The sequence below is a fragment of the Desulfovibrio sp. OH1186_COT-070 genome (assembly GCF_003860215.1).
Lineage (GTDB): Bacteria > Desulfobacterota > Desulfovibrionia > Desulfovibrionales > Desulfovibrionaceae > Desulfovibrio.
Genome location: NZ_RQYH01000018.1, coordinates 25,407 through 41,689, shown reverse-complemented (window position 1 = coordinate 41,689; position 16,283 = coordinate 25,407). Strand labels below are relative to the sequence as shown.

The 16,283-nt window shown below is 61.2% G+C and carries 14 protein-coding genes; 8 read left to right on the top strand and 6 right to left on the bottom strand.

The features are described from left to right. Positions 1-376: 376 nt before the first annotated feature. Both pdxT and pdxS read right to left on the bottom strand, forming a co-directional pair. Positions 377-967 carry a pyridoxal 5'-phosphate synthase glutaminase subunit PdxT gene (gene pdxT, locus EII23_RS07485; protein ID WP_124792768.1) on the bottom strand — a complete coding sequence of 197 codons (591 nt, stop codon included), beginning with the start codon at positions 965-967 and terminating at the stop codon, positions 377-379. Continuing rightward, positions 967-1,848 carry a pyridoxal 5'-phosphate synthase lyase subunit PdxS gene (pdxS, locus tag EII23_RS07480; protein WP_124792767.1) on the bottom strand — a complete coding sequence of 294 codons (882 nt, stop codon included), beginning with the start codon at positions 1,846-1,848 and terminating at the stop codon, positions 967-969. The genes pdxT and pdxS overlap by 1 nt, the downstream gene beginning before the upstream one ends. A 212-nt stretch (positions 1,849-2,060) precedes the next feature. Between pdxS and EII23_RS07475 the strand changes: the two genes are divergently transcribed. From EII23_RS07475 to EII23_RS07440, 8 genes are all read left to right on the top strand, one after another. Continuing rightward, complete coding sequence (locus tag EII23_RS07475) at positions 2,061-2,858, top strand: hypothetical protein (RefSeq protein WP_124792766.1); 798 nt, start codon at positions 2,061-2,063, stop codon at positions 2,856-2,858. After that, positions 2,855-3,520 (top strand): HAD family hydrolase, encoded by a 666-nt coding sequence (locus EII23_RS07470; protein ID WP_124792765.1) that lies wholly within the window; start codon positions 2,855-2,857, stop codon positions 3,518-3,520. Before EII23_RS07475 ends, EII23_RS07470 begins: the two co-directional genes overlap by 4 nt. A gap of 93 nt (positions 3,521-3,613) precedes the next feature. After that, positions 3,614-3,916 carry a YggT family protein gene (locus tag EII23_RS07465; protein ID WP_124792764.1) on the top strand — a complete coding sequence of 101 codons (303 nt, stop codon included), beginning with the start codon at positions 3,614-3,616 and terminating at the stop codon, positions 3,914-3,916. A 59-nt stretch (positions 3,917-3,975) separates the two neighbouring features. Continuing rightward, the gene (locus EII23_RS07460) at positions 3,976-4,194 is read left to right on the top strand and encodes a YdcH family protein (protein WP_124792763.1); all 219 of its coding nucleotides are present in this window, start codon (positions 3,976-3,978) and stop codon (positions 4,192-4,194) included. 226 nt (positions 4,195-4,420) lie between these two features. After that, on the top strand, positions 4,421-6,115 hold the full coding sequence (gene ilvB / locus EII23_RS07455; RefSeq protein WP_124792762.1) for a biosynthetic-type acetolactate synthase large subunit: 1,695 nt from the start codon (positions 4,421-4,423) through the stop codon (positions 6,113-6,115). A gap of 11 nt (positions 6,116-6,126) precedes the next feature. Continuing rightward, a complete protein-coding gene (ilvN, locus tag EII23_RS07450; protein ID WP_124792761.1) occupies positions 6,127-6,621 on the top strand; it encodes an acetolactate synthase small subunit in 495 nt (164 codons plus the stop codon). A 59-nt stretch (positions 6,622-6,680) separates the two neighbouring features. After that, positions 6,681-7,682 (top strand): ketol-acid reductoisomerase, encoded by a 1,002-nt coding sequence (gene ilvC, locus EII23_RS07445; protein ID WP_124792760.1) that lies wholly within the window; start codon positions 6,681-6,683, stop codon positions 7,680-7,682. A 74-nt stretch (positions 7,683-7,756) separates the two neighbouring features. After that, positions 7,757-8,320: a LemA family protein gene (locus tag EII23_RS07440; RefSeq protein ID WP_124792759.1), complete on the top strand. Its 564-nt coding sequence runs from the start codon at positions 7,757-7,759 to the stop codon at positions 8,318-8,320. Between the two features lie 161 nt (positions 8,321-8,481). On the opposite strand, the gene EII23_RS07435 is transcribed toward EII23_RS07440, so the two are convergent. From EII23_RS07435 to EII23_RS07420, 4 genes are all read right to left on the bottom strand, one after another. Beyond that, entirely contained in the window at positions 8,482-9,723 is a 1,242-nt protein-coding gene (locus EII23_RS07435; RefSeq protein WP_124792758.1) for a glycosyltransferase, read from the bottom strand. Between the two features lie 5 nt (positions 9,724-9,728). Then, positions 9,729-11,825 (bottom strand): HD domain-containing phosphohydrolase, encoded by a 2,097-nt coding sequence (locus tag EII23_RS07430; protein WP_124792757.1) that lies wholly within the window; start codon positions 11,823-11,825, stop codon positions 9,729-9,731. Positions 11,826-11,853: 28 nt separating this feature from the next. Continuing rightward, complete coding sequence (locus EII23_RS07425; protein ID WP_124792756.1) at positions 11,854-13,734, bottom strand: HlyD family type I secretion periplasmic adaptor subunit; 1,881 nt, start codon at positions 13,732-13,734, stop codon at positions 11,854-11,856. Positions 13,735-13,809: 75 nt separating this feature from the next. Then, positions 13,810-16,158, bottom strand: coding sequence for a type I secretion system permease/ATPase (locus tag EII23_RS07420; protein ID WP_185702333.1), 2,349 nt, complete (start codon positions 16,156-16,158; stop codon positions 13,810-13,812). Between the last annotated feature and the right edge of the window lie 125 nt (positions 16,159-16,283).

The window sequence follows — 16,283 nt, the reverse complement described above, 5'->3', positions numbered from 1 at the left end:
CTCATTGGTGATGTCCATTCCCACTTCGTGCGGGAAATGGACGGAAAAGTCTAGAAAATTTCCAAACTCAAACCCTTTTGATTATGAGATGGCTTCTACTTTTGAATCCTACCACAAGAAATTACAGGCACGTTTATGGTTCTAGGCATGCTCTTCAGTGTATACGTTTGTACAAAGAACTAATTCAAAAATACACCCGTTATGTGAGGCTGCCATACGCAGGATCTTCTGCCCTATATAGATTCTGTACAAATTATCTAATAATCAATGTGAGTTGTAATCTCTCCATTTGTGCTGCAACGAGCGATTTTTTTCGTTTTTGTTCCCCGTTCTCCTGTCTTCTTTCAACTCTGAATTTTTCAAAATTCCCCTGACATTAATCAACGCGCTTCTGGAACGTTTCGGACAAAAAGTAGCTGTGCAGGCGGGTGTCTGCCGTAAGTTCGGGATGAAAGGAGATGGCCAGAATATTGTCCTGGCGGACGGCTACGGCCTGGCCGTTGATGCTGGCCAGCACCTGCACTTTCGGGCCGGTGCGGATGATGACCGGCGCCCGGATGAACACCGCAGGGATGGTGCCGGAGCCGAGTTCCGGCAGACGGAGGGGGGTTTCAAAGCTGTCCACCTGCCGGCCGAAAGCGTTGCGGCGCACGGTGGCGTCCAGCACGCCCAGGCGAAGCTGGTCGGAATTTTCTATCTCGCGGCAGAGCAGGATCAGCCCGGCGCAGCTGCCAAAAACAGGCATGCCGTCCAGAATGCGCTGCCGCAACGGATCCAGCAGGCCGCTCTGTTGCAGCAGCCTGCCGATGGCAGTGCTCTCGCCGCCGGGCAGGATCATGGCGTCCACGGCGTCCAGTTCCGCAGGGCGGCGTACCTCTGTGGCCGCCGCCCCCAGGCGGGTCACGGCGGCCACATGTTCGCGAAAGGCTCCCTGCAGGGCCAGCACTCCCACGCGCGGAGGGCGCATTACCAGCCCCGCTCCTGCATGCGCTCGGCCTGGGGAATGGTGGAAATTTCGATGCCCACCATGGGTTCCCCCAAGTCCTTGGAAATTTCGGCCAGCATGGCGAAATCCTTGTAATTGGTCACCGCCTGGACAATGGCCCTGGCGCGCTTTTCCGGATCGCCGGATTTGAAGATGCCCGAACCCACAAAAACTCCGTCGCAGCCAAGGTGCATCATCATGGCGGCGTCAGCCGGGGTGGCGATGCCGCCTGCGGCAAAATTGACCACAGGCAGGCGGCCCTGGCTGCGCACCAGATGGCAGATTTCCAGCGGAGCGCCGATTTCCTTGGCAAAATTGGCCACCTGATCTTCGGGCAGGGCGCAGAGCATGCGTATTTCGCCCAGCACCTGGCGGATGTGGCGCACGGCTTCCACCACGTTGCCCGTGCCCGGTTCGCCCTTGGTGCGGATCATGGCCGCGCCTTCGGCAATGCGGCGCAGGGCCTCGCCCAAGTTGCGGCAACCGCAGACAAAGGGCACGGTAAAATCGCGCTTGTCGATGTGATATTTGTCGTCAGCGGGGGTCAGAACTTCGCTTTCGTCAATATAGTCCGCGCCCATGGCTTCAAGGATGCGCGCTTCCACAAAATGGCCGATGCGGGCCTTGGCCATGACAGGAATGCTGACGGCCTCCATGATCCGTGTCACAATGCTGGGATCGGCCATGCGGGCCACACCGCCCGCTGCGCGGATGTCCGCCGGAACGCGCTCCAGGGCCATGACGGCGCAGGCTCCTGCGGCTTCGGCGATCTTCGCCTGCTCCGGGGTGGTAACGTCCATGATCACGCCGCCTTTGAGCATTTCGGCGAGGCCTGTCTTCAGGCGGAGGGTTCCCTGTTCCATCTTGTTGTTCTCCTTAAGAAAGCTGTGCCGCCAAGGCGGCATCTTTGCCGCCCCGTGCGCGCGCAAGACCGTGGCGTTGGTCAGGTCGCGTCTTGCGCGGCGCGGCCTGCGTGTATATATGCCAATCGGCGCGGGCTGACAATATCCCTGATTCCGTACCTTGCGCTCCCGCCTTCCTCCGGCTATGCTTCACATTCTTCAGGAAAACCGCCATGAACGAAACTTCCCTCCGCATTCTTTTGCCCCGGCTGCGCGGGCCGCTTCCTGCGGAATTTTTCGGCGCGCGGGCAGGGCAGCCTCCGGAAGGAGCGGTGCGCCTCTGGCCCGGCCTGCCCGACGCTCCCCGCGAAGGGAGATTCTGCCCGGAAAACTGGCCTTTTTCGCCGAAGCAGGCTGCGGCCTGCCTTGGCGATATGCGGGGCATGGGGCAGGCCGCGCTTTCGGGCCTGTGCGTCGGGGGTTTTGCCGCCGACAATGCGCGCCTTGCGCAGCACGCTGCGGAGGCGGCCCTGTGTGAAGCCCTGACCGGTTCCGGCGGCAACACCGGGGCAGCCGGAAGCGCCGCGTCCGCCCGCGAGGATCTGATTGCGCGCCAGCAGGCCCAGAAAGCTCTGCTCTGGGTCTGGTTGCAGGAAGAACGCCTGGAAGAACTGGCAGCGCTGGCCGCCGGTCTTGAGCAGAGCGAAAAAAAATTGGCCGCAGCTCTTGGCGGCCAAGGGCAGGGCGCTGCGCTGCGGGCGGATACGGGCCTTGTGCCGCCGTGGCGTTTTGTGGCAGCCAGCGCCGTGCGTTTTTTGCCCCCTGAAGCCGTGATCATCGCCGAAGACGTGATGGCCGAAGATCTCGCGGAAATTCTGGATTTTGCGCCGCTTTCCCCGCACCTTGCAAAAGACGCCCCGGATTTTCTCGAGGCCCGCGCTCCGGCCTGGGCCGCTCTGGGCCGCAGCCATCCCGTTGGGGATGCCGCTCTTGACGCGCCGCGTATCTGGCGCATCCGGAGGAGCGCATGACGGGTCACGCTCTTTTTGCCCAGGGGCTTGCCGGGGTGATCTTTGACTGCGACGGGGTCATGATCGACTCGCGCGAATCCAACAATCTTTTTTACAACAGCGTGCTGGCCGCTCTGAATCTTGACCCCATGACGCCGGAGCAGGAGCGGTACTGCTTCATGTCCACGGCGGATCAATGCCTGGCGCACATTGTGCCTCCCCGCCTGCACGGGGAAATCGCGCGGGTGACGAGGGATGTGGTCAACTACCGGCGGGATATTCTGCCCCTGCTCCGCCTGCGGGAGGGCTTTCGGGACTTTGTTGACGATCTGCGCCTGCGCGGCGTGCGCATGGCCGTGCACACCAACCGGCGGCATGCGGGCATCCAAACGGTTCTGGACATTTTTTCCCTGCCCTCCTATTTTACTCCTGTGGTGGCTGCCGATACCGCCGCCCCCAAGCCCTCCCCCGAGGGGACGCGGCATATCTGCGAGGTATGGGGCTGCGCCCCGGAAAAAGTGCTTTTTGTGGGTGACAGCGCGCACGACAAGGCTGCCGCCGAGGGCGCGGGCGTTGTTTTTGCCGCCTTTGACGCAGGCGCGCTGCCGGGGCAGATTGTTGTGAAAAATTTTGTCCAGTTGCGTGCGGTCATTGCGGACGTTCTTCCGGCCGCAACCGTGTAGGCAAGGGCAGCCGTCCTGCCTGCTGTGCGCATTGCTGCCGACCCTGGTGGCCGAAAAAATGCGGCCGCCGCACTACAGTCCGCCGGAGGGTGCATGATTGTTCTTGCCAATACCCTGAGCGCCGTTGCGCTGGTGCTCGGATCACTTTTGAACCTGTATTTCTGGGTTGTCATCATCGCGGCCCTTCTGACCTGGGTGCGGCCCGATCCTTACAACCCCATCGTGCGCACGTTGCGCGCACTTACCGAACCTGTTTTTTACCGGGTGCGCAAGTGGCTTCCCTTCACCTATTCGGGAGGAATGGATTTTTCTCCGCTGATAGTCCTGCTGGGGATTGAGCTGTTCAATCGCATTGTTGTCGCCTCTCTGGCCCAGTACGCGCTCACGCTCCGTTGAGAGAGCGCGGGCCTTGCACTGCCCAACCGTTCAACACACTGAAACACGGGAGATTTCGCATGGACCAGCACGAACTGGATATGATCGAAAAACACGCGGCCTCGAATCCCGAAGTCAAATCCCTCTGGGAAGACCATGTTCTCTACAGCAAACAGGTGGACAAACTGGAAGGCAAGCCCTTCCGCACCCCCATGGAAGAGCAGACCCTCAAGCAGTTGAAAAAACAGAAGCTGGAAGTGAAAACCCAACTGATCGACATGCTTGAGCGGCTGAAATAGTTTTTTCCGGCAGCAACTCCGGCGCGCAAGCGTTTGGGGCTGCACGCCGGTTGTGTTTTTCCGGACGCTGCGCACAGGCCACAGCCTGACGGCACAAACCCCGCACAGCGGGGTTTGGCATCGTTTCAGAATGTTGCCGGGACTGCCTCTTGGCAGCCCCGGAGGCCCTCCGGAGCGTTTCGGAGCAGATTTTTTGAGACAGCCCGCAGGGCAAGGAGTCGGCATCATGGAATATACCGGCGCGCAGATTCTTCTCGAATCCCTGAAGAGAGAAGGCGTGGACGTTCTGTTCGGCTATCCGGGCGGAGCGGTTATCGACATTTATGACGAACTGTCGCGCCATCCGGATCTGCGTCATGTGCTTGTGCGGCATGAACAGGGGGCCGTGCACGCGGCCGACGGATATGCCCGCGCTTCCGGCAAGACCGGCGTATGCCTGGTCACATCCGGGCCGGGGGCCACCAATACGGTCACGGGCATTGCCACGGCCCACTGCGATTCCATCCCCATGGTCATCATCACCGGGCAGGTTCCCACCCGCATGATCGGTAACGATGCCTTCCAGGAAGTGGACATTGTGGGCATTACCCGGCCCTGTACCAAGCACAATTTTCTGGTCAAGGATGTGACGCAACTGGCCCTGACGCTCCGGCAGGCCTTTTTTCTCGCCCGTTCGGGCCGCCCCGGCCCTGTGCTGGTGGACCTGCCCAAGGACGTTGTGCAGGCAAAGGCGGAATTTGTGTGGCCCGAAGCCGTGTCCATGCGCAGCTACAATCCCACCTACAAGCCCAACCTCAACCAGTTGCGGCGCTCGGTGGAAGAACTGGCCAGGGCCGAGCGCCCGGTGATTCTGGCCGGGGGCGGGGTCATTCTTTCCGATGCGGCCGAAGCTCTCACCGCTCTGGCCCGCAAGGTGCATGTGCCGGTCACGGGCACCCTCATGGGGTTGGGAGGTTTTGCGGCCACCGACCCGTTGTGGACGGGCATGGTGGGTATGCACGGAACCTATGCCGCCAATATGGTCATCAACAATGCCGACATGCTGCTCTGCGTGGGCGCGCGCTTTGACGACCGTGTCACGGGCAAGCTGACGGCCTTTGCGCCCAAAGCGCGCATTGTGCACATTGATATTGACCCCACATCCATCAGAAAGAACGTGGAAGTGCACGTGCCGGTGGTGGGCGACTGCCGCCTGGCTCTGGAAGGCATGCTCGCCATTGTGGAAGCCAAGCTGGAAGGCAAGGACTGGGCGGCCGAGCACAAGGCCTGGCTGGAGACCGTTGCGGGCTGGAAGAACGCCCGTCCCCTGAACTACCAGAAAAAAGACGGGAGCATCAAGCCGCAGGAAGTGGTGGAGGCCCTGCACACCCTGACGGGCGGCGAGGCCATCATTGCCACAGAGGTGGGGCAGCACCAGATGTGGGTGGCCCAGTTCTACTCCTTCACCCGGCCGCGCACGCTGCTGACCAGCGGCGGCCTGGGAACCATGGGTTTCGGTTTTCCGGCTTCGCTGGGAGCGCAGTTTGCCTTTCCCGACAGAAAGGTCATCACTGTGGCGGGCGATGGCTCCTTCCAGATGAACGTGCAGGAGTTGGGCACTGTGGTGGCCAACAGACTGCCCATCAAGGTGGTCATCCTGAACAACAGGCATCTCGGCATGGTGCGCCAGTGGCAGGAGCTTTTCTATGAGGGCAATTACAGCTTCACCAATATGGAGGCACAGCCGGATTTCGTGAAGCTGGCCGATGCCTACGGAGCCGAAGGCTACCGCATTTCCACCCCGGAGGAGCTTTTGCCCGTGCTGGAAAAAGCCCTCAATTCGCCCAATCCGGCGATCATTGACGTGCAGGTGGCGCGCGAGGAAAACGTTTATCCCATCGTGCCCGCAGGTGCGGCGCTGGACGAAATGCTGCTGGTGTAAGGGAGATGGCCATGCAACAACACGCGCTTTCCGTGCTGGTAGAAAACGAACCCGGTGTGCTTTCCCGTGTGGTGGGCCTGTTCAGCGGACGCGGATTCAACATCCATTCGCTCAATGTGGCCCCTTCCCACGAAGAGGGCGTTTCGCACATCACCATCACAACCGAGGGAGACAGCCTGATTCTGGAGCAGATCATCAAGCAGTTGCACAAGATCGTTTCTGTTCTCAAGGTTGTGGATTATGAGGATATTCCCGCGGTTTCCCGCGAAATGATGTTCGTCAAGGTGCAGGCCGAGGGGCCGGTGCGGGGGGAAATTCTGCGGACAGTGGAGATTTTTCGCTGCAAGGTGGTGGACGTGAGCCACAACGAAATGATCATTGAAGCCACGGGTAACCACGACAAACTGGAAGCCATCATCAGCCTGTTGCAGCGTTTTGGCATCAGGGAACTGGCGCGGACCGGTGCGGTGGCCATGCGGCGTTCCAAAAAGACGGATCAGGCCTGAGGCCGTTCGGGCTCAGGGATTTTTGTTCACCGACAGATGCAATTTCAGGGGAAATGACGATGAAAGTGTATTATGATCAGGATGCGGACATCACCTGCCTCAAAAACAAGACCGTGGCCATTATCGGATACGGCAGCCAGGGTCACGCGCATGCCCAGAATTTGCGCGATTCCGGCGTCAGGGTGGTGGTGGGGCAGCGCCCCGGCGGTGTGAACTACGATCTGGCCAAAGAGCACGGCTTCACACCGGTTTCCGCGGCAGAGGCCGCGGCCCAGGCCGATCTGGTCATGATGCTTCTGCCCGACGAGGCGCAGGCCGCCGTGTACGAAAACGAAGTCCGGCCGCATCTGACCGGAGGCAAGGCTCTGCTCTTTGCCCACGGCTTCAATATCCACTTCGGGCAGATCCGGCCCCCCAAAGATGTGGACGTTTTTCTGGTAGCGCCCAAGGGGCCGGGCCATCTTGTGCGGCGCACCTTTACCGAGGGCGGCGGCGTGCCCTGCCTGGTGGCTGTGGAGCAGGACGCCACGGGCAAGGCTCTGGCTCTGGCTCTGGCCTATGCCAAGGGCGTGGGCGGCACCCGCTCCGGCGTTATTGAAACCACCTTCCGCGAAGAAACCGAAACCGATCTTTTTGGCGAGCAGGCCGTTCTCTGCGGCGGCGTTTCCGCCCTGATCAAGGCTGGTTTTGAAACGCTGGTGGAAGCCGGTTATCAGCCGGAAATGGCCTACTTCGAGTGCCTGCACGAAATGAAGCTCATTGTGGATCTGATGTACGAGGGCGGGCTTTCCCGCATGCGCTATTCCATCAGCAATACTGCCGAATACGGCGATTATGTGACCGGCCCCCGGCTGATCACCGATACGGTCAAAAAAGAAATGAAGGCCGTGCTCAAAGACATCCAGAGCGGCGTTTTTGCCCGCAATTTCATTCTTGAAGCGCGGGCCGGGTATCCCGTGTTCCATGCCACACGGCGCAACGAATCCGAACACAGCATCGAAAAAGTGGGCAAGGAATTGCGCGGCATGATGCCCTGGCTCAAGAAAGACAAACCGGCATAGTGAGGGGGCCGTCCGCCGGGACTGCCCGGCGGACGGCCTGACATTTTTTTCGCCAAAACAGGAGGAGAGTCTCCATGCTTGTTCCCGCTCTTGTGGTTGCCGCTGTTCTTGTGCTTGCGCTGGTCTGGTTCATCAGCATCTACAACCGCCTTGTCCGGCTGCGCAATCTCAAGGAGGAAGGCTGGAGCGGCATTGATGTGCAGCTCAAGCGTCGGCATGATCTGGTGGGCAACCTTGTGAACACCGTCAAGGGATACATGACGCACGAGCGCGGTTTGCTGGAAGAAGTGGCCCGCTGCCGTTCCATGTGCCAGCAGTCTGTGGGGGCGGGGCCGGCGGAGGCGGGGCGCGCCGAGGGCATGCTCACCCAGGCTCTTGGGCGGCTCTTTGCCGTGATGGAAAATTATCCCGATCTCAAGGCCCACACCAATTCCATGCATTTGCAAACGGAACTGAGCGGCCTGGAAGAGGCCATCCAGATGGCGCGCCGCTACTACAACGGCACTGTGCGCGATCTGAATACGGCTATCGAGCTCTTTCCCTCCAACATGGTGGCTTCCATGTTCCGCTTCGCCAAGGCGGAATACTTTGAACTGGACAATGTGGAAGAGCGGCAGGCACCTGTGGTGCAGTTCTGATTTTTTCCCGCTGTTGCGGGCTGTCTGGCGGCGTGGGCGGTGTGCTCACGCCGCACTTTTTTGGCAAAACCGTGCGGTGTTGGCCTGTGGCGTTTGTGCGCAGCCCCCAAGCGGCCAGCTTTGTGCGCATGCCGCGAACACTGCTGTCGCAAGCGGGCAGATTATCCGTGGTGTCCGGCGTTTCGCCCTTCCATGCGTTCGCAAATCAGATCCGCAAGACGTTTGGTCTGCGTTTTGATGTCGTAGTGTTCCACCATGTTCCGGCGGGCCTCCTGGCGCACAGGCTCCAGGCGCGGAGCCATATTGAGCATTCCGGCCAGAGTGTCCGCCATTTGCCGACTGTCCCAGAAGTCGCACAAAAAGCCGTTGATGCCGTGCCGGATGACCTCGCGCACGGGCGGCGTGTCGGAACCGAGAACCAGGCCGCCGCAGGCCATGGCCTCCAGCAGGCCGGTGGAAAACGTGTGCGGCGCGGCCAGATAGACGTGCGCTGTGGATGCCTGCAGCAGGGTGCGGTATCCGTTCAGGGAGAGGGCTCCCTGCATGTGCACCCGCGTCCGGAATTCGGGCGCCAGATCGGCAAAATCTTTCACGCCGCCACTTTCGCGTCCTCCGCCTTCTCCCTTGCCCCTGCCCAGCCAGGCTACAGCCACATGGCAGCGCGGCCGCGCGGCCAGCAGGTGCGGCAGGCATTGCCTGAAGCAGGCAAAACCGCGTGCGGCATCGTGCAGGGGGCCGCAAAACGTGACCAGTTCGCGCGGCGGATCGTTTTTGCCCGGTGTGGGCAGCCCGCCCACATCCCGCAGGCGCGCTCCGGGATCAGGGAAGAAATAGCGCGTATTGATGCCGTCGCGCACCACGCTCATTCTGTGGGCAATGAGTTCGGGATACTGCTCCCGCTGCCAGTCAGACGCAGTCAGCGCCAGATCGCAGGCGTCCAGCGCGTTGTATTCCCACAAATTGCAGACCCGGCCCAGCGCGAAATCCGCCGGGGGACGGGGTTTGCCCCGTGTAAAAAACGTATGGCTTTCGTCGCGGGCATAAAACCAGTCGCCGCAGGCCACATAAAAGGCTTCGGGAAAGATGTCCCGTATGTAGAAACTGCCGCCCATGCCCGCCGGAGCGCAGATCAGATCCGGCACAAAGCCGTCCTTGCGCAGGGCCAGCAGGGCATTGCCCACCCGCGCCCCACGCCGCAGCCGCGTAACGATTTCCACTTCGGCCGGATCCGGGCTTGCGTGCTCTCTTGGGGGGGCCAGCCGCAATCTGCGGATGCCCGGCAGGGATTCGCGCTGTCCCGTTTCGGCCAGAAAAATCACCGTATGCTCGCCGCTCATCCCAAAAAACTGCGCCAGAGAACGGAAGCGTCCGGGAAAAACGGAATTCAGAAACAGTATCCGCATGCGTGCTACTCCCGGTTTTCGGTTTGAGGCCGATGTGCGCCCAACTGAAGGAGAAAGGCCTGTCCTTCCTCCGTATCCAGCAAGGCCCGCAGGGCGCTGACCACATGCGCATCATACCGGGGCGGCGTCTGCTCCAGAATGCGCAGGGCCTCTTCCGCGCTGTGCGCCCCACGGTAGGAACGCGGCCGCACGAGAGCGCAAAACGTATTGGCCACGGCCAGTACGCGCGCATTGGGGCAAATGGCGTCTCCCGCAAGGCCCGCAGGATAGCCGGAACCGTCCAGCCGCTCGCAGGACTGGACAATGGCTTCCAGCACGGGCAGGCCGAAATCAATGTCCTCCAGCACGTCCCGCGCGTATTCCACATGGCGCTGCATCCGGGCGCGTTCTTCACTGGTCAGCGCGCCGGACTTTGTGATCAGCTCTCTGGGCAGGCGCACCATGCCGAGGTGCAGGAGGTTGGCCGCAATGCCCAGGGTAGACAGGGTTTCGGCGTCGTCCCGCCCCAGACGGGAGGCCAGACGCACGGCCAGTTGCGCGGTAAAGGCCGACTGTCCTTGCAAATAGGCGTCCACGGCTTCTATGGAGCGCACAAAGGCGCGCACTGTCTGGCTGACCATTTTTTGTGCCTTCTGCTGCGCCCGGGCCTGGTCGGTCATGTCGCTGTAAACGGAAACAACGCCCGCCAGACGTCCATCGTCTCCGCCGAAAGGCGTGCAGGAAACATGGTAGACGCGTGTCTCTTCCCCCACGAGCAAGGGCTCGGTAAAGCTTGCGGGCATGCTGGTTTTGTGGATTTCCACCGTATGCGCCGCCAGGCTGCGGGCCAGATCGTGGGCAAGTTCCGTATGGGGCAGGCCCGGCAGTTCCTCCCCGGATTTTCCCGCCATGCGGGCAAAGCTCTGGTTGGCGTAACAGATGACGCCGTCCAGATCGTTGAGAACAATACCCGCAGAAAGGGCAGAGTTCACTCCGTCCATGATCTGTTTTTGCTGGCTGACCACCAGATAGAGCTGCCGCAGTTGCGCGGTCATGGCCCTTTCGTTGCGCCCCACCAGCCACCACCAGAGAAAGGTCAGCAGCAGGCCCGCCAGAACTGTGAGCAAAAAGCAGACCCAAACCACATTGGTGCGTATTCCGGCATAGCTTTCTTCCACAAAGTCGGCGCGTGTGGCCTGCTCCACCAACCAGGGCAGATTGGGCACGGGCTGGGCCAGAATATAGAGCATCTCCCCGTTCTGGAGCGCGGTGTTAGGGCGCAGTCGCAGGGGCATACTGCCGTTCTCCATCCGCCACTGGGGCTGGTCCACCACGCCGTCGGGATGCTCGGGGTCAATGCGCTGCAGCCTGTCGCCGAAATGCTGTACAATGGCGGAACCGAAGTTCCCGGCTGTGGCATGCCGGGTGATGGCCTTGGCCAGTTGCTGGATGCTGCAGGTGACAAGAAGAAAGGAGGCCGTCTTTTTGCCGGAAGCATCCACATACAGAGGAGCAAAAACCGGAAAGGCCATCTCCATGGCGAGTTCGCCCTTCCAGCGCCGTACGGGCAAAAAGACAGGTTCGCCGGATTGCAGGGCCTGTGCCAGAAAAACCCGCTGCTCTTCACCAAGTTGCGGTACGTCTTCGGAACTCAGGTAAACCTGAAAATCCGTGGTGACCAGGCTGCCCGCCAGCAGACCGTTTTTTTGTGCAAAGGCGGAAAGCTGGCGCGACATCACGGACACACGTGATGCCACCTCATTGGGGGTGCCGGATGCCGCTTCCGTATCTTCGCCACGGGCCATGCGCAAAAGAGCGTCCGCCGGGATGCCGGAAGTCGTGATTTCCTCCGCAAAAAGACGCAGCATATCCTGACCGGCGAAGTTGCGTACCTGATCCAGCAGAGAGCCTGTCCAGACCGTGACCAGAGCGACTTCGGAACCGGCCTGCACGCCCATATCTCTCTCCAGGTCATGGAGTATCCGCTTGCGGGCATCCTGCAGGAACCAGTAGCCCCCCAGCAGGATCACGCAGGCAGCGAGAGCGAAAAGTCCCAACAGAATCAGGGCTGCCCGGCGCTTGCGAAAGTGTGCCCCCTGCGAAGGGGATTCGTGTGCTGCCATGTCTTTTTCCAACCTTGTGCTCCCCTGATCAACGCTCGCGCAGGGCATTCTGCTGCGCCTTGAGGATGGGCTTGAGCAGATAGTCCAGAACGGTCTTTTTGCCAATGAGGATATCGGCGGTCACGATCATGCCCGGTATGATGGGCAGGGTCTGATTGCGGTAGATGATGGCGTTTTTTTGCGTGCGCGCCTTGACCAGATAGTATTGGTCGCCCCGCTTGTCTTCAATGGTGTCCGCGCTGATGGACTCCAGAGTGCCGGGCAGGCCGCCATAGATGGAAAAATCATAGGCCGAAACCTTGACCATGACCTCCTGGCCGGGCCGCAGAAAAGCCACATCCTGGGGCTTGACCCTGGCTTCCACCAGCAGCGTGTCGTCAAGGGGAACAATGTCCATGATGGATTCGCCCGGCTTGACCACGCCGCCCACAGTGGAAATGTAGATCTTTCTCACGGTGCCGCGCACGGGCGCGCGCAGTTCCGTGCGTGTGACGCGATCCCGCCCCGCCGACAGGCTTTCTCGCAGAGAGTTCAGTTCCTGCCGCCGCTTGTTGATCTCTTCGGTGATTGCAGCTTCATATTCGGCATTGCGCGAGGCAACGCGCTGCTTTGCTTCCTCCGCGGCGGCCTGCGCCCTGGGAATGGTCGCGGCCAGAGAGGCGATCTGCCCTTGAAGATCCACCACCCGCTGCTGGAGGCCAAGATATTCCATTTTGGAAAAATTGTTGCGCTGCACCAGCGCGTGGGCAGTTTCCTGCTGCTGGATGGCCAGGGCCAGGCTGCGGTCCAGTTGCACCTTGAGGGCGGTTTGTTCCTCCACATCGTGCATGCGCTGGGTATACTGGGACTCCAGAATTTCGATTTCCGCAGCGACCTGCCTCTGGCGGCTGTCCCAGGCATTTTCCTGGTCACGGATGATCTGGCGCACATGACCCAGGAGATGGCTTTCCAGGGTGCGGCCGATGACCTGCTGCGTCCATGCTTCCATGTCTTTCGGAAAGGCCGGGCGCACTCCCCTGATTTCGGCTTCCAGGCGTACAATGGCCAGGCTGTTTTCCAGCGCCTTGTTGACGGCATCGCGGTAGGAGCTTTCGGCCATTTCGTTGTCCAGTTGGGCGAGAACGGAATTTTTTTCCACCGTCTGGCCTTCATGCACCAGAACCGCGCGCAGAATGCCCCCCTCCAGGTTCTGGATGGCCTGCGTCCGCTGGGAGCCGACCACAGAACCTTCGGCATGGGTGACTTCGTCCACATGGGCGAAGGCTGCCCAGAGAATCAGGCAGGCGAACATGACAGCCACACAGATGGAGAGCGCCCGCGCGCCGAAGCGCGGCCTTCTGGCCAGAGCCGCATCCACCTCGCTGGCAAACTGGATATCGTCGGGAGTCAGCCCGTTGAGGGGGGCATCCAGTGCCGTGAAGAGGCCCGGCCGCGGCTGTTGCGATTGCCCGCCTTCGCCGGGAGCATCTGTGGCGCGATTCCAGAAATCTTTCCAGGTATCACGCAGGCTTTTGTCCGGCTTCTGCTCCTGCTCACTGCCGTAAAACAGGGCCCGCAAAAAACCCTTGGCCCCTCCTGCTTCCTGCTGTGCTCCGGATTTTTCTTCACGGGAAGTGTCGCCCGGCAGCGGGAAGGCCCCCAGGCTTTCTCCGGCCCGAAGCCCCGCGCCCTCTCCGGCCTCCCAACCCGGAATGACGCCGGCATTGAGCTTGCCCGGCATGGGAGGCAGGGGAGTGTCGTGCGACGGCGCTTCGGGAAAAGATGCGGCAAAGGGCAGGCCCATATCCTGCCCGGAAAAAAAGGCGCTGACATCCCGTTGCGGGAGGGCCGCGCCCTCACGCGCGGTCGGGGAGCCGTTGGTCTGGGGCTGCCGCTCCGCGTCAGGGGGGATGTTGCTGTTGGACTGCATATGTCGTGCTCCACGGAAAACGTCTTTGGCCGCAGCGGGCGGCTCTTTGCGCGGGCAGTGGCCGGAATCGCCGGGTCAGGCAGGGCGCCCTGCGGCTCCGGCTTCGGGCGGGGGGGCTTCCCCGGTTTGGGCCACGGTCTGCCGGGAACGGTCGCGCAGGGCCTGCAATACGGCATCGCGGGGGCCGTCCAGCCTGATCTGGCCGTTTTCCATGACAATGAGCCTGTCCACAATGCGCAGCATGGACAGGCGGTGCGTCACCAGCACCACCGTGCGTCCGGCCATGGCCGTTTGCAGGCGTTTTTGCAGCAGAAGCTCCGAATCCGTATCCATATTGCTGGTGGGTTCGTCGAGAATGAGCACCTCGGGGTCGCGCACCAGCGCGCGCGCCAGAGCCACCGCCTGCCGCTGCCCGCCGGAAAGGGCCTTGCCCTGTTCGCCCACCTGGGACGCAAAACCGGCGGGATTGTTGCGCAGAAAATCGCTCACCCCGGCCAGAGCCGCGGCGCGCAGGATCAGATGGTCGTTGATGGAGGGATCGCCCAAGGCGATATTGTCCCGGATGCTGCCGTAAAACAGCACCACATCCTGGGGCAGAACGCCCACGCGCCCGCGAATGTCCGTGCTGGGGATCTGGCGCAGATCCACATCGCCAAATTTTACAGCGCCCTGCTGCGGCAGGTAGAGGCCGATGAGCAGTTTGGCCAGAGTGCTTTTGCCCGATCCCATGGGGCCGATGACGCCCACGCGCTCTCCCGGCGCAATGTGCAGGGAAACACGGTCCAGCGCCAGACGCTCATGGTGCGGATAGGCAAAGGACACGTTTTCCATGCTGAACGAGGGGCGCAGCATGCCGAAGTCCATGCACGTCTTTTCCACCTGATCCTCGGAAGGCAGGGTCATGAGCATGTCCAGCGCCTTGAGCGCCACATGCGAATTTTGCAGGCGGGTCAGCAGGGAGGCCAGTTGCAGCAGCGGAGCCATGATGCGGCCCACAAGAATGTTGGCGCCGATGAGTGCGCCCATGGTCATCAGCCCGTCGGAAATCCGGTAGACTCCCCACACGACCATGGCCACGGTCACAATCTGGGTAACCAGGGTGGAAAGGGTGATGGCCAGATTGTTGTATTTGCGGGCCTCGCTGTTGGCTTTGGCCGAAATGCCCACCACCGATTCCCACAGTTTCTGCATGCGGCTTTCGGCCATGCAGGATTTGAGGGTTTCCAGCCCGGCCACAATTTCCACCAGCAGGGCGTTCTTTTGCATGTTCTGCTTGTAGCTGGATTCGGCGCTGGAGCGCGAACGCTGTTGCAGCAGAAGACCCATGAACAGGAGAATGGGCATGGCAATGAGGGGCAGAAAAACCAGTGGGCCGCCAATAAAAACAAGAAGGCACAGAAAGATCACCAGAAACGGCAGGTCAATGCAGGCCAGCAGACTGGAGGAACTGAAAAACTCGCGCAGTTGCTCGAACTCGCGCAGATTGTTGACCAGCGCCCCCGTGGATTCGGGCTTGGCGTCCATGCGCATGGACAGAACTTTTTCCATCAGGGCGCTGGACATGACAATGTCCGCATTGCGTCCGGCCACGTCCACAAAGTGGGTGCGCAGGGACGAGAGCAGAAAATTGAAAAGATAGATGATCAGAATGCCCGTGGCCAGAACCCACAACGTCTCGACGGCGTTGTTGGGCACAACGCGGTCATAGACGTTCATGACAAAGAGGGGACTTGCCACCGCAATGAGGTTGATGACCACGCTGGCCAGCGCCACATGGCGGTAGATGGGAGCATAGTAGCGCAGCACGTCCCAGAACCAGCGGGTTCCCCGCGCGATGGACAGGCGTTTGACGCGCTCTTCGGGCGCGGCCTCCACGGCGGCGAACAGGGCATAGCCGGAATATTCGTCCCTGAGCGCCTCCAGCGGCACAAGCTGGGTATTTTCCGTTGTCTCCGGAAAAATCACCTCAGCCATTTCGCCGTCCTGCGCCGTGAGCACGCAGGAGCGGTCATGACTCAACAGCAGGATACAGGGCAGCACAAGACCGGGAATGTCCTCCAGCGTGGGGCGGAAGGAAATGCGCCCGGAAAGTCCGGCTTTGCGCGCGGCCCGCAGGCAGGCTTGCGGAGTGACCCTGCTGCCCGACAGGGAGGCCAGCAGCGACTGCGGAGAGACGACCTTTCCCTTCAGGCGCAGCAGAGTGGCCAAACTGCGCAGCATGCCGGGCATGAAGTCCACGTCCGAGGGGCGCAACGGCCCCATGCCGGTGGTGGCCCCGCGGGGCGCTGCCGCGGCGGGTTCTCCGGTGGTCTGCGGAGCGGCCCTGCCGTCGGATTGTGGCCCAGCCGTTGCCGGAGGCGCTTCCTGCGTTGCGCTTGTTCCTGTGGTTGCGGCATGGGGGGTGGTGTCAATGGAACTGTCCATGATGGCTGCATATCCCGTTTGCTGAACCAGGCCGGAAGACCCGGAAAAAGAGCGTCGGGAACCTGCCTTCAGGCAGGTTCCCGGCGGTGCGGAAGAATTGACGGCATATCCCGTTTTGTCCGGAA